The 17,828-nt window shown below is 73.1% G+C and carries 13 protein-coding genes; 11 read left to right on the top strand and 2 right to left on the bottom strand.

The annotated features are described in order from the left end of the window. Positions 1-33: 33 nt before the first annotated feature. Positions 34-828 (top strand): tryptophan synthase subunit alpha, encoded by a 795-nt coding sequence (trpA, locus tag FHS22_RS19990; RefSeq protein ID WP_184943736.1) that lies wholly within the window; start codon positions 34-36, stop codon positions 826-828. Between the two features lie 146 nt (positions 829-974). On the opposite strand, the gene FHS22_RS19985 is transcribed toward trpA, so the two are convergent. Further along, on the bottom strand, positions 975-1,877 hold the full coding sequence (locus FHS22_RS19985) for a beta-galactosidase (RefSeq protein WP_184943735.1): 903 nt from the start codon (positions 1,875-1,877) through the stop codon (positions 975-977). Positions 1,878-1,958: 81 nt separating this feature from the next. Between FHS22_RS19985 and FHS22_RS19980 the strand changes: the two genes are divergently transcribed. The 7 genes from FHS22_RS19980 to FHS22_RS19950 all read left to right on the top strand — a co-directional run bounded on the left by FHS22_RS19980 (position 1,959) and on the right by FHS22_RS19950 (position 8,063). Then, entirely contained in the window at positions 1,959-2,810 is an 852-nt protein-coding gene (locus FHS22_RS19980) for a helix-turn-helix domain-containing protein (protein WP_184943734.1), read from the top strand. 156 nt (positions 2,811-2,966) lie between these two features. After that, positions 2,967-3,485, top strand: coding sequence for a MauE/DoxX family redox-associated membrane protein (locus FHS22_RS19975; RefSeq protein WP_184943733.1), 519 nt, complete (start codon positions 2,967-2,969; stop codon positions 3,483-3,485). Beyond that, positions 3,485-4,249, top strand: coding sequence for a DsbA family protein (locus tag FHS22_RS19970; protein WP_184943732.1), 765 nt, complete (start codon positions 3,485-3,487; stop codon positions 4,247-4,249). Before FHS22_RS19975 ends, FHS22_RS19970 begins: the two co-directional genes overlap by 1 nt. Positions 4,250-4,275: 26 nt before the next feature. Then, a complete protein-coding gene (gene lgt / locus FHS22_RS19965) occupies positions 4,276-5,520 on the top strand; it encodes a prolipoprotein diacylglyceryl transferase (RefSeq protein ID WP_184943731.1) in 1,245 nt (414 codons plus the stop codon). After that, the gene (locus FHS22_RS19960; protein WP_184943730.1) at positions 5,517-6,236 is read left to right on the top strand and encodes a VIT1/CCC1 transporter family protein; all 720 of its coding nucleotides are present in this window, start codon (positions 5,517-5,519) and stop codon (positions 6,234-6,236) included. The genes lgt and FHS22_RS19960 overlap by 4 nt, the downstream gene beginning before the upstream one ends. Next, a complete protein-coding gene (locus FHS22_RS19955; protein WP_184943729.1) occupies positions 6,233-7,375 on the top strand; it encodes a hypothetical protein in 1,143 nt (380 codons plus the stop codon). The genes FHS22_RS19960 and FHS22_RS19955 overlap by 4 nt, the downstream gene beginning before the upstream one ends. 70 nt (positions 7,376-7,445) lie before the next feature. Next, positions 7,446-8,063, top strand: a complete 618-nt coding sequence (locus FHS22_RS19950) for a hypothetical protein (RefSeq protein ID WP_184943728.1) — start codon at positions 7,446-7,448, stop codon at positions 8,061-8,063. Here FHS22_RS19950 and FHS22_RS19945 read toward each other — a convergent pair. Continuing rightward, on the bottom strand, positions 8,032-9,633 hold the full coding sequence (locus tag FHS22_RS19945; protein ID WP_184943727.1) for a bis-aminopropyl spermidine synthase family protein: 1,602 nt from the start codon (positions 9,631-9,633) through the stop codon (positions 8,032-8,034). The two genes, FHS22_RS19950 and FHS22_RS19945, sit on opposite strands and share 32 nt — an antisense overlap. A gap of 204 nt (positions 9,634-9,837) precedes the next feature. Between FHS22_RS19945 and gltB the strand changes: the two genes are divergently transcribed. From gltB to FHS22_RS19930, 3 genes are all read left to right on the top strand, one after another. Beyond that, a complete protein-coding gene (gene gltB / locus FHS22_RS19940) occupies positions 9,838-14,373 on the top strand; it encodes a glutamate synthase large subunit (RefSeq protein ID WP_184943726.1) in 4,536 nt (1,511 codons plus the stop codon). 14 nt (positions 14,374-14,387) lie between these two features. Further along, the gene (locus FHS22_RS19935) at positions 14,388-15,866 is read left to right on the top strand and encodes a glutamate synthase subunit beta (RefSeq protein WP_184943725.1); all 1,479 of its coding nucleotides are present in this window, start codon (positions 14,388-14,390) and stop codon (positions 15,864-15,866) included. A 209-nt stretch (positions 15,867-16,075) separates the two neighbouring features. Then, a complete protein-coding gene (locus tag FHS22_RS19930; RefSeq protein WP_184943724.1) occupies positions 16,076-17,779 on the top strand; it encodes a S8 family peptidase in 1,704 nt (567 codons plus the stop codon). Positions 17,780-17,828 lie beyond the last annotated feature (49 nt).

Here is a 17,828-nt window from a genome sequence, read left to right as displayed (position 1 = left end):
TCGAGAAGGCCCCGAACCGCAACGGAACACACAATGACGACTCTCCAGACGGTGTTCGCCAAGGCGAAGGCGGACGATCGCGCCGCCCTCGTCGGCTACCTGCCCGCCGGATTCCCCACCAAGGACGGCGCGATCGCGGCCGCCACCGCCATGGTCGAGGCGGGCTGCGACGTGATCGAGATCGGCTTGCCGTACTCCGACCCGCTCATGGACGGGCCGACGATCCAGGACGCCGTGCACCGGGCCCTGACCAACGGCACCCGCATCGCCGACGTGCTGCGCACGGTCGAGGGCGTGGCCAAGACCGGCGCCGCCACCCTGGTCATGACCTACTGGAACCCGATCGACCGCTACGGGGCCGAGCGGTTCGCCCGTGACCTGGCCGACGCGGGCGGCGTGGGCACCATCACCCCGGACCTGACCCCGGAGGAGTCCGGTCTCTGGCGGCAGGCCAGCGCCGACGCCGGGATCGACACGGTCTTCCTGGTCGCCCCCAGCTCCACCGAGGAGCGCATCAAGGCCGTCGCCGACTGCTGCACCGGGTTCGTCTACGCGGCCTCGCTGATGGGCGTCACCGGCGCCCGCGAGTCGGTCGGCGCGGCCGCGCAGGGCCTGGTGGAGCGGACCCGTCCCCACACCGGCCTGCCGGTCTGCGTGGGCCTGGGCGTCGGCAACGGCAGGCAGGCCGCCGAGGTGGCCGGCTACGCCGACGGCGTCATCGTGGGCTCGGCGTTCATCCGCCGCATCCTCGACGCCCCCGACGAGGCCGCCGGCCTGGCGGCCGTGCGCGAGCTGGGCGCCGAGCTGGCGGCGGGTGTCCGCGCCTGACCCGCCACGGGTTTCGTCTGGAGTGCGGCCGTCCGACAAGACGGCCGCACTTTTCGTTTCTGTTCGGATCCCGGCTTTCCCACGCACATAAGTGCAAGAGTCCGCGATTGTTTGTCCATGGTCCCCTCCGCGCGATCGCGACAGGGTTACCGGCATCGAACGCCAGCCGGAGCCCGCGTGACCGAGAGGGAAACGACGATGGGAAAGCTGACGAAGACGGGCGCGGCCGCCGCGCTGGTCGGGCTCTCGCTGACCGCCGCGTCCACGGGGTCCCGGGTGACGTGTCCGCGCCCCCAGCGGTCGAACCAGCCGTTCCAGAACTCCATGCAGAGCAGGGGCTCGCCCGGACGGTGGCGGCGCAGGACCGCGAACGCCTCCTCGGGATCGGAACCGAACTTCACCGTGGCGAGCACCCCCGGGATCGAACCGCCGGTGAGCATGTGGTCCTCCGGGCCGCCGGAGGTGAACAGCGGCACCTCCACCCCCCGCGCGACCAGCCCGTCGGCCAGGTGCCGCAAGTAGACCCGGTCGCTGCCGTAGGAACCGCACTCGTTCTCCACCTGCACCATGATCACGTTGCCGCCGCGGGTCACCTGGTGCCGGGCGACGAGAGGGATCAGCGCGTCGAAGAACCGGTCCACGCGGGCCAGATACCCCGGGGCGCGGGTGCGCACCCGGCGGCCCAGCGCTCCGGTCAGCCAGGACGGCAAACCGCCGTTGTCCCACCCGGCGCAGATGTACGGCCCCGGCCGGACGATCGCCAGCAGGTCCGCCCGGGCGGCCTCGGCGAGGAAGGCGTCCAGCTCCTCCAGGCGGCGCATCTCACCCGGGCGCGGCTCGTGCAGGTTCCACGGGACGTAGGTCTCCACCGTGTTCAGGCCCATCGCGCGCAGCGTCCGCAGCCGGTGCGCCCACTGCTCGGGACGGACCCGGAAGTAGTGCAGTGCCCCCGACAGCACGCGGAACTCCGCCCCGTCCAGCCGGAAGCTCTCCCCGTCGATCGCGAAATGTCGTCCGTATCGTGCTTCGGTTACGATTTCCCAGGTCATAGCCGCCCAGCCTGCCCACCGAGCCGGGGCGCGGCCATGGACAAACGTCGGGCGGTTGTTGGATTTGAGGGGCGGGTGCCGATGACGGTGAGGCCGGCACCGGGGCCGCGGCAGTGGTGGCACTACCTGCCGCCCGGTCCCGCCCACCGCAGGCTCGGCCTGGTCTGCCTCGGCGTCGGCACCCAGTACGGCCGCCTGCCCACCGTCGGCCCGCGCGTCCTGGACAACCACGTGGCGGTGCTCGTCACCGAGGGCTCCGGCTGGTTCTCCCACGCGGGCGGCCCGCGCGCCGAGGTACGGACCCCGGCGGTGCTCTGGCTCTTCCCCGGAGTCCCGCACCACTACGCCCCGCACGACCCGGGCTGGACGGAATGGTTCGTCGACTTCACCGGACCGGCCGTGGCGGCCTACACTGACCTCGGGTTCATCGACCCCGGCGAGCCGGTCGTCCCGCTGGGCGACGCCGAGGCCGCCCGCCACGCCATCGCGCGGATCGTCGGGGCCTGCCGCCGGGGCAGCCCCTATCTCGAGGTGGAGACCTCCGCGATGGTGCACGAGGTGCTGGTCGCCCTGCGGCGGGCCCGCGCGGGAGAGGACCGGCACGGAGAGCCCGTCCTGGAGCGCCTGGCACGCGACGCCTGCCTGCCCGTCTCGGTCGCCGAGCACGCCCGCCGGCTGGACATGCCGGTCACAGACCTGCGCCGGGTCGTGCGGCGGCTGGCCGGATGCACGCCCAAGGACTACCTGCTGACGGCCCGGCTGAACCGGGCCAAGGAACTACTGGCCACCGCCGACCTGCCGGTGGCCTCCATCGCCCGCCGGGTCGGCTACGACGACCCGGCGTACTTCACCCGCGTGTTCACCCGCCGGGTCGGCCTGCCGCCGAGCGGGTTCCGGGCCCAGCAGTTCCGCGGGCCCGCCTCCGCGGGCTGACTTATCAGGCACTTATCCGGCCCGTGATGGGGTTTCCCTCAGCTGTTGTGCCCATCCACGGACAATCACCACGCCCGGGGTGCGGAATAGGAGACGATTACCGTCGTGACTTCTGACAAGCCTGAGCCTTCGAGGCTGCGTTCGGCGCTACCCTGGGTGACGACCGTTTCGCGGCTGGTCCTGGCGGCCGTGCTGATCATCGCCGGCGGCGGGAAGATCGGCACCCCCGTCCTGTCGGTCGAGGCGGTCAAGGCGTACCAGTTGCTCCCCGACTCGCTCGCCACGGCGGTCGGGTACGGCCTGCCCATCCTGGAGATCGTCATCGGGGTGCTGCTGGTCGTCGGGCTGCTCACCCGGGTCGCAGGTGTCGTCTCCGCACTGCTCATGCTGGCGTTCGTCGTCGGCATCGCCTCCGTCTGGGCGCGCGGCCTGCGGATCGACTGCGGCTGCTTCGGCGGCGGCGGCCAGCTCGCGGCGGGAGAGGAGCCCAGCTACCTCATCGACATCCTGCGGGACTTCGGCCTCTTCGCGCTCGGCGTGATCGTCGCCTGGTTCCCGCCGGGACGGTTCGCGCTCGACTCGGCCCTCGGGCTGACCCCGGGCCGGGAGCCCGACGAATACAACGACGACCTCGAGGGCGACGACGAGGAGCCCCGGGAAGGAAAGGACCACTGATGGGCAAGGCCGCGAGGGACCAGTCGGCCCGGGACCGGATCAAGGCGCAGCGCGAGGCGGAACGCAAGAAGGAGCGCACCAAGCGCCTGGCGACCATGACGGCCGTCGCGGTCGTCGCGGTCGCCGCCATCGGCGCGGGCTGGTGGTTCGCCGCGCAGAGCAGCAAGCCCGAGGAGACCACCGCGGCGCTCGCGCCCATCACCCGGGCCGCGGACGGCACGGTCGTGATGGCCAGGCCCGGCGTGGAGAAGCCGGTGGTGGACGTCTACGAGGACTTCCAGTGCCCGGCGTGCAAGGCGCTGGAGGAGACCAGCGCCGCCACGCTGAAGAACCTGGCGGCGGAGGGCAAGGCCAAGGTGGTCTTCCACACCGTCACGATCTTCCCCGAGGAGATGAACAAGGGCATCACGCGCGGCAACTCCGTCCGGGGGGCGGCCGCGGCCCGGTGCGTTCCGGCCGGGCCGGCGTGGATGGCCTACCACGACAGGCTGTTCGAGGAGCAGCCGCCGGAGACCGCCGAGGGCTTCGCGCTCGACGACCTGGTCGCCTGGGGCGAGGACGCCGGGGTCACCGACGCGGGCTTCGCCGCCTGCGTGCGGAACCAGCAGCACGCCGCCGCCCACCTCGCCGCGAGCGACAAGACGCTGGAGGCCGCCAAGATCCAGGGCACCCCGACCGTGAAGATCGACGGCGTCGAGGTCGACAACAACGTGGCCTTCACGCCGGCGGAGCTCCGCCAGGCGATCCTTGATGCCGCGAAGTAGCGCCGGACACGGTAACGTCACCTGACATGCCCCTCGCCTCGATTCCCAGCCCGTCCCAAGGGGTCTGGTACATCGGCGTGGTCCCCATCCGGGCCTACGCCCTCTGCATCGTGCTCGGCGTCATCGCCGCCGTCGTCATCGGCGAACGCCGCTGGCGCGCCCGGGGCGGCGCCCCGGGCACCATCGTGGACCTCGCCGTCTGGGCCGTGCCGTTCGGCCTGGTCGGCGGACGCCTGTACCACGTCCTCACCGACTGGCAGCTCTACTTCGCCGAGGACGCGCCCAACGAACCGATCGAGGCGCTGTTCATCTGGCAGGGCGGGCTGGGCATCTGGGGGGCCATCGCGCTCGGCGCCCTGGGCGTGTGGTTCGGCTGCCGGAGCCGGGGGATCTCCCTGTCCGCGGTGGCCGACACCGTCGCCCCCGGCGTCGCGGTGGCCCAGGCCATCGGCCGCTGGGGCAACTACTTCAACCAGGAGCTGTTCGGCAGTCCGACCGACCTGCCCTGGGGCCTGGAGATCGACCCGGACAAGCCCGGCACGATCCCGGGCGAGGACACCTACCACCCCACGTTCCTGTACGAGTCGATCTGGGACCTGGCCCTGGCGTTCGTGCTGATCTGGGCGGGCCGGAAGTTCGCGCTGCGCCACGGCCGCGTGTTCGCGCTCTACGTCGCGGGCTACACCGTCGGCCGGTTCTGGATCGAGGGCCTGCGCATCGACACCGCCCACCACATCCTCGGCCTGCGGCTCAACCAGTGGACCTCGATCATCCTGCTGCTCGGGGCGCTGGCCTACTTCTGGTGGGCCCGCGGCAAGACCGGCGAGGAGTCGGTGGGAGCCGTGTCCGGGGACGACCCCGACGGCGACGCGGAAAGCGACTCCGAGGGCGACCCTGCGAGCGGCTCCGAGGGCGGCAAGGTCGCCGCAGCCACCGCAGCCACCGGGGAGGGGACCGAGCCCGGAGCCGCGGAGGACGCTGCGGACCCCGCGCACCGGGCCGACCAGGCCGACCCCGGCAGCGGGGACTCCGCGCCCGCCGGAGCGGAGACCGCGGAGGCGGACGGGGAGCCGTCCGGCGCGACGGCCGCATCCGAGGAGAGCACGACCGGGGAGGGCGCGGCCGACGGTGCGGAGCCCGCCGAGGCCGCCGATCCCGCGCACCGGGCCGACCAGGCCGACGACCCCGAGCAGGACACCGCGGCGGACGGGGACGGCGCGTCCCAGGAGAGGGTGAGCGCCCTCCCCGAAGGGGAGAAAGGGAAGTCGTGAGCGACGGCGGCTCGGGGGGGCGCGCCGAGATCCATCACGAGCACCGTGACGTCAGCGGCGGATGGCTGCGCCCCTCGGTGTTCGGCGCGATGGACGGGCTCGTCTCGAACTTCGCCCTGATCGCGGGCGTCGCCGGAGGCAGCGACGACACCCGGGTGATCGCGCTGGCCGGAGTGGCCGGGCTGGCGGCGGGCGCCTTCTCCATGGCCGGAGGCGAGTACGTCTCGGTGGCCAGCCAGCGGGAGCTCGCCCTCGCCGAGATCGACGTCGAGCGGCGCGAGCTCCAGCGCAATCCGGAGTCGGAGCAGGAGGAGCTCGCGCAGCTGTACGTGGCGCAGGGCGTCGAGCCCGCGCTGGCAGCGGAGGTCGCCCGCCAGATCTCCCGCAACCCGGGGAAGGCGCTGGAGGTGCACTCCCGGGCCGAACTCGGCGTCACCCCCGGCGACCTGCCCTCGCCGAAGACCGCGGCGGTCTCCTCGTTCCTGTCCTTCGCCGCGGGCGCGTTCCTGCCGCTCCTGCCGTACCTGCTGGGGGTCACCAGCCTGGCGGCCTCGGCGGTCGTCGCGTGCCTGGCCCTGTTCGGCGCCGGCGCGCTGGTCTCCCGGGTCACCGCGCGCAACTGGTGGTACAGCGGGCTGCGCCAGCTCGTCGTGGGCGCGGTCGCCGCGGCCCTGACCTTCGCTCTCGGAAACCTCCTGGGAGGGACCGGACTGTGACCGCCACCCCCGCCCGCAGGCGCCGCCGGCCACCGGCCAGGTCGCCCGAGCGTCCCGTCCCCACCGGCCCCCAGGAAGGCCGGGCGCCGGCCCCGGGCCGGCCGGAGCAGCAGCCGGCCCCCGGGGGGTGGCAGGAGCGGACCGGTCCCGCCTCCGGCGGGTGGCCGGAGCAGCAGCCGGCCCCGGGCGGGTGGCCGGAGCAGCAGCCCGGCTCCTCCTCCGGAGGGTCCCGCAGGCGGGCCGCGCCAGAGGACGGGCCCCGGGAACGGCCCGCCGCGGGTAGGTCGCGGGAGCGCCGTTCGCCCGCCAGACCCGCCAGGTCCCCGAAGCCCCCCAAGCCCCCGAAGCGCCGCGGCTCCGCCCGGGCGGAGGAGTGGAGCATTCCCTGGCTGGAGGAGCGCGGCCTGACCCGGGGCCAGCAGAAGCTGGTCGTGGCGGGCGGCTCCGTGATCGCCGCGGTGGCCGCCTTGACCGTGTTCATGCTCGTCGTCTCCGGGCTCGGCGGCGGCTCCGTGCCCGAGCGGGCCGAGACCTCGGCGGCCGGCACGCAGCCCCGGCCCGGCGCCTACAAGGGCTGGGTCTCCTCGAAGGTGTTCGCGCCGATCGCGCAGCGCACGGCCGATCCCGAACCGCTGGCCCTCAAGGACGTCTTCGCGGAGAAGACCCTGAAGGAGGGGCGGATCACGCTGAAGCTGGCCGGGAGCAAGCTGGACTCCGGCTGCGCGGCGGCGGTGTGGGGCCCGGCCCTGGCCGACCGGCTCACCCAGGCCGGGTGCACGCAGGCCCTGCGCGGGCTCTACACCAGCGCCGACGGCCGCTACGTCGCCCAGTACACCCTGTTCAACCTGCGCGACACGGCCTCCGCGGACGCGCTCGTGACCGCCCTGACCACCATGCACCGGGGAGGCTGGGCGCTGGCGCTGGACTCCGGTACGGCGGCCTTCCCCGCGGGCGGGCACACCGAGGCCAGTGGCCACGCCATGGGGCACTACGCCGGTCTGGTCTGGATCGGCCGGGCCGACGGCGCCGAGCCCGACGTCAAGGACGACTTCGTCTCCCTGGCGCTGACGGCCAGGAGGCCGGAGAAGGCGGTGTTCCGCCGGGTCGTCGCGGTCGCGCCCAAACCCCCGGTTCCCTGACGGGACCGGACCCGGCCCGGCGCGGGGGATCGCCGCCGGCCCCGCGCCGGTCCCGGTAAGCTCGGGGTCCATGCGCAAGTGGATCGCCGTCGTCGCCGTACTCGTGGCCGCCGGGGCGGCGGCGTTCTGGTGGTGGCCGGCCGGCGGGCCGGCCGATCCGCGCGCGGCCACCTTCCGCGGCGCGCCGAGCAGCGGCCACTACGCGCCGATCGCCACCCGCGAGCTCGACCCCGAGCCGCTGACCGTCGCCGAGATCTTCCCCGCGGAGGAGATCGCCTCCGGCGGGACCACCATGGCGAGCAAGGGCACCGAGGCCCTGGCCGACTGCGCCGAGGCCGTGTGGGGCGGCGCGCAGGCCGCCGTCGCCGGATGCAGCCAGGCGCTGCGCGCCCACTACCTGACCTCCGACGGGCGGGTCTGGGGCCAGTTCCTCATCTTCAACCTGGCCGACTCCGCCGCCGCCGACCGGTTCGTCGCGGCGCTGAAGGACGGCGGGTTCGTACGGCCCGCGCCCGGCACGCCCGAAGGCCTCGACGCCTCCCGGAGCTGGGCCCAGGCCCGGGCGCTGGGCCACTACGCCACCGTGAGCTGGGTCGCCCCCGTGGGCGCCGGCGCGCAGGTGGACCTGACCTATCCGCAGCTGGCGGTCGACGGCCTCAGCCTGGCGATCCAGAAGCGGCTGGTCTAGCGTCGCCGCCGGCCTCCGCCAGGTCGCGGGACCGCTCCAGGGAGCGCGCCACCGCGGCGGGCAGTTCCGCCAGGCGGTGGGCGGGCAGCTCCAGGACGGTGACGTCCTCCGCCCAGGGGGCGATCTCCGCGATGACCGCCCTGGCCTGCTTCTTGGTCAGCTCGCCCCGGACCCTGATGAGGGCCTCCCGCCAGGTGTTGGCGAGCTTGCCGTGGGCGTTGTCGAGGACGCGGCGGAGCACCCGGTCCCCGTCGGCGTCTCCGCCCGCGCCGGGGAGCGCCCGCCGTACGGCGTGGACCGTCGTCCCGCCGACGGACAGCTCGTAGACGGGGGACAGCAGCCCGGCGGGCAGGTCGCGGGGAGGGGCGGCCAGCGTGATCCGGATCCGCCGGGCGCGGGTGGCCAGGAGCAGGCGGGGGAGCGCGGCCTCCAGCCCGGCGGGCACGGCGATCGCGACCTGGGCGGGATCGGTGGCGTACGGCTTGGCGAGCCACGTCGCCAGCCGGGCCCGCGGCACCTTCGGCAGCACGTCCCTCGGCCACTCGCCCACCAGCACCGCCGGCTCGAACCCGTCGCCGGCCTCAGCCGGCGCGGCGGGCGCGGGACGGGACTCGACGGACTGCGGGCCGTGGGTGTAGATGGCGGTGCCCAGGGCGTCGACGCGGGCGGCGACGGCGGGCCAGGTCTTGGTGGTGGGCCGCAGGACGTACAGGTCGGCGGCGGAGCCGATGGCCTCGGCGCCGTGGTAGCGGTTGAAGTCGGGATAGATCGCCTCGCTGACCAGGTTGAGCCGGCCCAGCTCGTGCTGGACCTTCAGCGCCAGCGCCGGGGTGTGCTCGCCCGCGCCGTACGCCAGCAGGATCCGGCCCCGCTCGCGGTCGCCGAGCCCCTCCGCCGCGCGGGCGGTGAACAGCCCGACGCCCTCCGGCGTGTACGGCGGGTCGGTGATCGCCAGGTCGGCCCAGCCCTGCACCGAGGCGGGCAGGCCCAGGCGCAGGTCGGCCCAGCGGGTCCGGACGTTCAGCCCGTACCGGGCGGCCTGCTCGGCGATGTAGGCGAGGATGCGCTCGTCGACGTCGACCACGGCGACCTCGGCGCGCGGTTGCAGCATCGCCGTCGCCAGCGAGGTCAGGTCGTGGTCGCCGACGCACAGCAGCCGGGCCCCGGGCAGCCAGAACCGGGCCTCCATCAGCAGCGCCCGCCGGACCACGGTCTCGGCGGTCGCGGCCACGTGGTCCAGCGCCTGGCGGCCGCGGGGCGCCCCGGCGACCAGCCTCTCCATCCGGTCCAGCAGCCCGGCGTGCCCGCCGAGCAGGTGCGCCACCGGGTCGGCGGGGGCCGGGGTCCCGCCCGCCATGCCGGGCAGCGGCTCGCGGAGCCGGAACCGGTCACCGGAACGCTCCAGCTCGACCGCCCGCAGCAGGCCCTCGACCGCCCGCCGCGAGGTCGCCGTCTCGCGGACCAGTTCGGCCAGCGTCCACCACCGCCCGCCGCCCAGCAGGGCCAGCGCCGTCCGCAGCCGCCTGCCGTCCACCCCGGCCTGCCCGAGCAGCTCCTCGATCCCGTCCATGACCCCAACCCTAGAGGTCCGGCAGGGAATGGCCTGCTCCCGGCGCCCGTTGAGTCAATAGCGGAAACTGGTGTGAAATGGTCGTTATGTGGACCGGGTAGGCAGGTTTCCGGCGGGGTACGGTAATGTCTACACACCACGCAGCAGGGCCAACGTCGTCCCTTTGCTTGCCTAGACGAAGCAGAAGACGACGGGAGGGATTCAATGCCTGCTGCCCGCCTCGGCTTTCCCGAGCCCCAGGGCCTGTACCACCCTTCACGCGAGCATGACGCCTGCGGTGTCGCCATGGTCGCCGACGTGGCCGGACGACGCAGCCACGAGATCGTCGCGAAGGCCCTGACGGCACTGTGCAACCTTGACCACCGGGGGGCCCAGGGTAGCGAACCGGACACCGGCGACGGCGCCGGCATCCTGACGCAGATCCCCGACGCCCTCCTCCGCGCGGCGGTGGACTTCCCGCTGCCCGCAGCCGGCGCCTACGCCGCCGGCATGGCCTTCCTGGCCTCCGACCCCGAGGCCCGCGAGATCGCCGTGCGGATGATCGAGGAGATCGCCGCCGAGGAGGGCCTGACGGTCCTCGGCTGGCGCGACGTCCCGGTCGACCGCGAGCTGCCCGGGCCGAGCGCCCGCGCCGTGATGCCCTTCTTCCGCCAGCTCTTCGTCGCCTCCCCCGGCGGCGAGACGGGCCTGGCCCTCGACCGGCTGGCCTTCTGCCTGCGCAAGCGGGCCGAGCACGAGGTGGACGTCTACTTCCCCTCGCTGTCCAGCCGGACCATCGTCTACAAGGGCATGCTCACTCCCGGCCAGGTCGAGCCGTTCTTCCCCGACCTGAGCGACGAGCGCTACGAGACCGCGATCGCGCTGGTCCACTCGCGCTTCTCCACCAACACCTTCCCGTCGTGGCCGCTGGCGCACCCCTACCGGTACGTCGCCCACAACGGCGAGATCAACACGGTCCAGGGCAACCGCAACTGGATGCGGGCCCGCGAGGCCATGCTGGCGACCGCGAACCTGCCCGGCGACCTGTCGCGGCTGTTCCCGATCTGCGACCCCGACAGCTCCGACACCGGCTCCTTCGACGAGGCCCTGGAGCTGCTCCACCTCGCCGGGCGCTCGCTGCCGCACGCGGTGCTGATGATGATCCCCGAGGCGTGGGAGAACCACACCGAGATGGACCCCGCGCGGCGGGCGTTCTACGAGTTCCACGCCTCCCTGATGGAGGCCTGGGACGGTCCCGCCTCGATCAGCTTCTCCGACGGCACCCTCGTCGGCGCCGTCCTCGACCGCAACGGCCTGCGCCCCGGCCGGTTCTGGGTCACCGACGACGGCCTCGTCGTCCTCGGCTCCGAGGCCGGCGTGCTCGACATCGACCCCGAGCGCGTGGTCCGCAAGGGCCGCCTCCAGCCCGGCCGGATGTTCCTCATCGACACCGCCCGCGGCAAGATCATCGAGGACGGCGAGATCAAGGCCGAGCTCGCCGCCGCGCAGCCGTACGAGGAGTGGCTCCACGCCGGCCTGGTCCGCTTCGAGGAGCTGCCCGCCCGCACCCGCGGCGTCCTTCCCGACGGTGTCGAGGGCGACACCCGCGAGGCCCTCGCCAAGCGGCAGCAGACCTTCGGCTACACCGAGGAAGAACTGCGGATCATCCTCGCGCCGATGGCGAAGACCGGCGCCGAGCCGATCGGCTCGATGGGCACCGACACCCCCGTCGCCGTGCTCAGCGAGAAGCCCCGGCTGCTGTTCGACTACTTCAGCCAGCTGTTCGCGCAGGTCACCAACCCGCCGCTGGACGCCATCCGCGAGGAGCTCGTCACCTCCCTGGCCAGCACCCTCGGCCCCGAGGGCAACCTGCTCGACCCGGGCCCGGCCTCCTGCCGCCAGCTCGTCCTGCCATACCCGGTGATCGACAACGACGAGCTCGCCAAGATCATTCACATCAACGACGAGGGAGCCCTCCCCGGATTCCAGCCGCACGTCGTCTCCGGCCTGTACGAGGTCGGCGGCGGCGGCGAGGCCCTCCTGCGCCGCCTGGAGGAGATCCGCGCCGAGGTCTCGGAGGCCATCGCCGGCGGAGCGCGCATCATCGTGCTCTCCGACCGCGGCTCCACCGACGCCCTCGCCCCGATCCCGTCGCTGATGCTCACCGGCGCGGTCCACCACCACCTCATCGCCGAGAAGACCCGCACCCGCGTCGGCCTCGTCATCGAGACCGGCGACGCCCGCGAGTGCCACCACATGGCCCTGCTCATCGGCTACGGCGCCGGCGCGGTCAACCCCTACCTCGCCATCGAGACCGTCGAGGACATGGTCGGCTCCGGCGTCCTGGCCGTCGACCGCGACAAGGCCGTGCGCAACCTCATCAAGGCGTACGGCAAGGGCGTGCTGAAGGTCATGTCCAAGATGGGCGTGTCCACCGTCGCCTCCTACACCGGCGCGCAGATCTTCGAGGCGCTCGGCCTCGGCCAGGAGGTCGTCGACACCTGCTTCGCCGGGACCACCTCCCGCCTGGGCGGCGTCGGCTTCGACGTCCTGGCGGCCGAGACCGCCGAACGGCACCGCCGCGCCTACCCGCGCGCCGGCGGCTCCGTCCGCGCCCACCGCCGCCTGGAGGTCGGCGGCGAGTACCAGTGGCGCCGCGAGGGCGAACCCCACCTGTTCAACCCCGAGACCGTCTTCAAGCTGCAGCACGCCACCCGCACCCGCCGCTACGAGATCTTCAAGGAGTACACGGACCTCGTGGACTCCCAGGCGGAGAAGCTCATGACGCTGCGCGGCCTGTTCACGTTCCGCGACGGCGTCCGCGAGCCGATCCCCATCGACGAGGTCGAGCCGGTCAGCGAGATCGTCAAGCGCTTCTCCACCGGCGCCATGTCCTACGGCTCCATCTCCATGGAGGCCCACGAGACCCTCGCCATCGCCATGAACCGGCTGGGCGGCAAGTCCAACACCGGCGAGGGCGGCGAGGACCCCGAGCGCCTGTACGACCCCGAGCGCCGCTCCGCCATCAAGCAGGTGGCCTCCGGCCGCTTCGGCGTCACCAGCGAGTACCTCGTCAACGCCGACGACATCCAGATCAAGATGGCCCAGGGCGCCAAGCCCGGCGAGGGCGGCCAGCTCCCCGGCCACAAGGTCTACCCGTGGATCGCCAAGACCCGGCACTCCACTCCCGGCGTCGGCCTCATCTCGCCCCCGCCGCACCACGACATCTACTCCATCGAGGACCTCGCCCAGCTCATCCACGACCTGAAGAACGCCAACCCCGCCTCCCGCGTGCACGTCAAGCTCGTGGCGGAGGTCGGCGTCGGCACGGTCGCGGCGGGCGTCAGCAAGGCCCACGCCGACGTCGTGCTCATCTCCGGCCACGACGGCGGCACCGGCGCCTCCCCGCTGACCTCCCTCAAGCACGCCGGCGCCCCCTGGGAGCTCGGCCTGGCCGAGACCCAGCAGACGCTGCTCCTCAACGGCCTGCGCGACCGCATCACCGTCCAGGTCGACGGCCAGCTCAAGACCGGCCGCGACGTGGTCATCGCCGCACTGCTCGGCGCCGAGGAGTACGGCTTCGCCACCGCCCCGCTGGTCGTCTCCGGCTGCGTCATGATGCGCGTCTGCCACCTCGACACCTGCCCGGTCGGCGTCGCCACCCAGAACCCCGAGCTGCGCAGGCGCTTCAGCGGCAAGCCCGAGTTCGTCGTCAACTTCTTCGAGTTCATCGCCGAGGAGATCCGCGAGTACCTCGCCCAGCTGGGCTTCCGCTCCCTGGACGAGGCCATCGGCCACGCCGAGCTGCTCGACACCGCCTCGGCCGAGAACCACTGGAAGGCCGCCGGGCTCGACCTCTCGCCGATCCTGCACCGTCCGGAGCTGCCCGCCGGAGCCGCGCTGCGCCGCAGGATCGCCCAGGACCACGGCCTGGACGCGGCCCTGGACAACACCCTGATCCAGCTCGCCGAGGGCGCCCTCAACGAGGGCCGCCGGGTCACCCTGGAACTGCCCATCCGCAACGTCAACCGCACGGTCGGCACCATGCTCGGCCACGAGGTGACCAAGCGGTACGGCGGCGCGGGCCTGCCCGACGACACCATCGACGTGCGGTTCACCGGCTCGGCCGGCAACTCCTTCGGCGCCTTCGTGCCCAAGGGCGTCACGCTCCGGCTGACCGGCGACGCCAACGACTACCTCGCCAAGGGCCTGTCCGGCGGCCGGATCACCGTCCGGCCGCACGACGCGGCCCCGCTCGACGGCCACATCATCGCCGGCAACGTCGGCCTGTACGGCGCCACCTCCGGTGAGGTCTACGTCCGCGGCGTCATGGGCGAGCGCTTCTGCGTCCGCAACTCCGGCGCCACCGCCGTCGTCGAGGGCGTCGGCGACCACGGCTGCGAGTACATGACCGGAGGCAGGGTCGTCGTCCTCGGCCCCACCGGCCGCAACTTCGCGGCCGGCATGTCCGGCGGCGTCGCCTACCTGCTCGACCTCGACCCCGCGCGGGTCAACCGCGAGATGGTCGAGATCGAGGCCCTGGGCGAGGACGACTCCGCCGCCCTCCGGAAGATCGTCGAGACGCACCTGGCGGAGACCGGCTCCACGGTCGCCCAGGAACTGCTCGCCGACTGGAACCCGGCGCGCTTCAGCAAGATCATGCCGACCGACTACAAGCGGGTCCTGAAGGCCGCCGAGACGGCGCGGCTCGAAGGCAGGGACATCGACGAGGCGGTCATGACCGCCGCGGTCCAGGGATAAGGGAGGTAACACCGATGGCTGACCCGAAGGGTTTCCTGAACCACGGGCGCGAGCTGCCGGCGCGCCGCCCGGTGGACGTGCGCATCCGCGACTGGCGGGAGGTCTACCAGGACTTCCCCGCCGAGAAGCTGACCAGGCAGGCGTCCCGCTGCATGGACTGCGGCATCCCGTTCTGCCACAACGGCTGCCCGCTGGGCAACCTCATCCCCGAGTGGAACGACCTCGTCTACCGCGACGACTGGCGCGAGGCGATCGAGCGGCTGCACGCCACCAACAACTTCCCGGAGTTCACCGGCCGCCTGTGCCCGGCTCCGTGCGAGGCGGCGTGCGTCCTCGGCATCAACTCCGACCCCGTCGCCATCAAGCGGGTCGAGGTCGAGATCATCGACCGCGCCTTCGACGAGGGCTGGGTCACCCCGCACGTCCCGGCAGCCAGGACCGGCAAGCGTGTCGCGGTCGTCGGCTCCGGCCCCGCGGGCCTGGCCGCCGCCCAGCAGCTCACCCGGGCCGGGCACGACGTGGTGGTGTTCGAGCGGGCCGACCGCATCGGCGGCCTCCTGCGCTACGGCATCCCCGAGTTCAAGATGGAGAAGCGGCACATCGACCGCAGGCTCGAGCAGATGCGGGCCGAGGGCACCGAGTTCCGCACCGGCGTCAACGTCGGCGTGGACGTCACCGCCGCCCGGCTCCGCGAGGAGTTCGACGCGGTCGTGCTCGCCGGCGGCGCCACCCAGTGGCGGGACCTGCCCGTCGCCGGGCGCGACCTGAAGGGCGTCCACCAGGCGATGGAGTACCTCCCGCCGGCCAACAGGGTCCAGGAGGGCGACCACGCCGAGTCCCCGATCTCGGCGGAGGGCAAGCACGTCGTCGTGATCGGCGGCGGCGACACCGGCGCCGACTGCATCGGCACCGCCATCCGCCAGGGCGCCGCCTCGGTGACCCAGCTGGAGATCATGCCGCAGCCCCCGGCGGCCCGCCCCGGCAGCCAGCCGTGGCCCACGTTCCCCATCCTGTTCAAGATGGAGAGCGCCCACGAGGAGCTGGCCGACGACGGCGGGCAGCGGGTCTACGCGGTCTCCACCACCGAGTTCGTCGGCGACGCCGACGGCAACGTCCGGGCGCTGCGCCTGGTCGAGGTGGAGGGCCCGCAGGGCGGCTTCAGGCCGATCCCCGGCACCGAGCGGGAGATCCCGGCCGAGCTGGTCACCCTCTCGATGGGCTTCACCGGCCCGGAGAAGGGCGCGCTCCTGACCGACCTGGCCGCCGAGGGCGGCGAGGGCTTCTACGACGCGCGCGGCAACGTCGCCCGTGACAAGGGCTACCAGACGGCGGTGGAGGGCGTGTTCGTCGCCGGCGACATGGGCCGCGGCCAGTCGCTGATCGTCTGGGCGATCGCCGAGGGCCGGTCGGCCGCCGCGGCGGTCGACCGCCACCTCACCGGGCAGAGCGCACTGCCGGTCGCGATCCCGCCGACCGCCCGCCCGCTGGTCTGACCGGCGCCGCTCCCGGTCCTCCCCGCCCGTACGGCGGCGCGGGGAGGCCGCGGGCGGCGCCCGGGAGCGCCCGGTACGGCACGCCGTACCGGGCCCCAGCCATGCCCGCCGTACCGGAAATATCGCCTGAAGAAAGTGTTCAGGTTGCTTTGCCCGCTGTATGCCTGAAAGATGCTTCTCCTTGGTCCAGCGTCAGGCACGGAGACTCGATGAAACGCGCAGGCGGGCGCCTCACCGGCATCGCGGCGGCGGTCACCCTGGTGACCGCCCTCACCACAGGCGGCCAACCCGCCGCAGCCACGGCACACACCCCACCCCTCCGCGACTACCTCGTCTTCTACACCGAAGGCGCCCACACCCAGGCCCTGAAAGCGATCACCGCCGCCGGTGGAACGGTCCTGTCCACCGAACCCCGGCTCCGCTACATCACCGCCAAGGCCCCCGCGGGCCCCGGAACCCGCTTCGTCGAGAACCTCGCCGCGAGCCGCGCCGTCGCAGGCGTCTCCTCCGACCGGAGAATCGGCCACGCCACCGCCCACCCCGGCCCGGCGGCCGCCCACCTGCGCACCCCCGTCCGCCCCGCCGCCACCCGCACGGCGACCTTCCCCGACGCCGAAGCCCTCCTCGGCAAGAGCCGCGCCGAACCGCTCGCCGGACGCCAATGGGACATGAAACTCATCGGCGCCACCGCCGACGGCTCCCACGCCACCGCGGCCGGCCACCGCACCGTCCTCGTCGGCGTCATCGACACCGGCGTCGACGGCAAGCACCCCGACATCGCACCGAACTTCGACACCGCCCGCAGCCGGAACTTCGTCACCGACAGACCCGAGGACCCCAACGGCGCCGAACTCGACGGCCCCTGCGAGGTCGACGGCTGCAAGGACCCCGTCGACCGGGACGACGACGGCCACGGCACCCACGTCGCCAGCACCATCGCCTCCCCGGCCAACGGCCTGGGCATCGCCGGAGTCGCCCCCAGGGCCACGATCGTCAACCTCCGCGCCGGCCAGGACTCCGGCCTGTTCTTCCTCAAGCCCAGCCTCGACGCCCTCACCTACGCCGCCGACAACGGCATCGACGTCGTCAACATGAGCTACTACATCGACCCCTGGCTGTTCAACTGCAAGGCCAACCCCGCCGACTCCAAAGCCGAACAGCTCGAGCAGCGCGGCGTCATCACCGGCATGCAGCGCGCCCTCGACTACGCCCGCGACCACGGCGTCACCCTCATCAGCGCCATCGGCAACGGCTCCACCGACCTCGGCAGACCCGGAACCGACACCACCAGCCCCGACTACCCCCTGGACACCGAACGCACCCGCACCATCGACAACTCCTGCCTCAACGTCCCCGCCGAATCCAAGGGCGTCATCTCCGTCTCCTCCACCGGACCCAGTGGACGCAAGTCCTACTTCTCCGACTACGGGATCGAGCAGACCGACCTGGCGGCCCCCGGCGGCGACGAGTACGACGGCCCCGGCGGCACCGACATCACCAGGACCATCCTCGCCGCCGCCCCCGAACACGTCCTGCGCAGGGAAGGCCTGCTCACCGGCACAGGCGAACCGAAGACCCCCGCCGTGGTCCGCGACTGCCGGAGCGGCGTCTGCGCCTACTACCAGTACCTCGCCGGAACCTCCATGGCCGCCCCCCACGCCACCGGCGTCGCCGCCATCCTCATCGGACGCTTCGGGAAACCCTCCGCCGACGGCGTCACCATGCCCCCCGCCGACGTCGAACGCCTGCTCTACGCCACCGCCACCAGGAGACCCTGCCCCTCACCCCGCACCCTCACCTACCGCCTCGGCGAGGACACCGACACCCACACCTGCGAGGGCGGGAAATCCCGCAACGGCTTCTACGGCCGCGGCATCGTCAACGCCGGCAAGGCCGCCACCGTCACCCGCTGACCGCCGGACACCCCGGCGGCAGGACCGCAAAGACCACCGGCGAGGCCCG

The organism is Thiemannella venezuelensis, from assembly GCF_014203605.1.
GTDB classification, from domain to species: Bacteria; Actinomycetota; Actinomycetes; order Streptosporangiales; family Streptosporangiaceae; genus Planomonospora_A; species Planomonospora_A venezuelensis.
The sequence above is the reverse complement of the archived record's forward strand: the minus strand, read 5'-3'. Positions and strand labels throughout refer to the sequence as shown.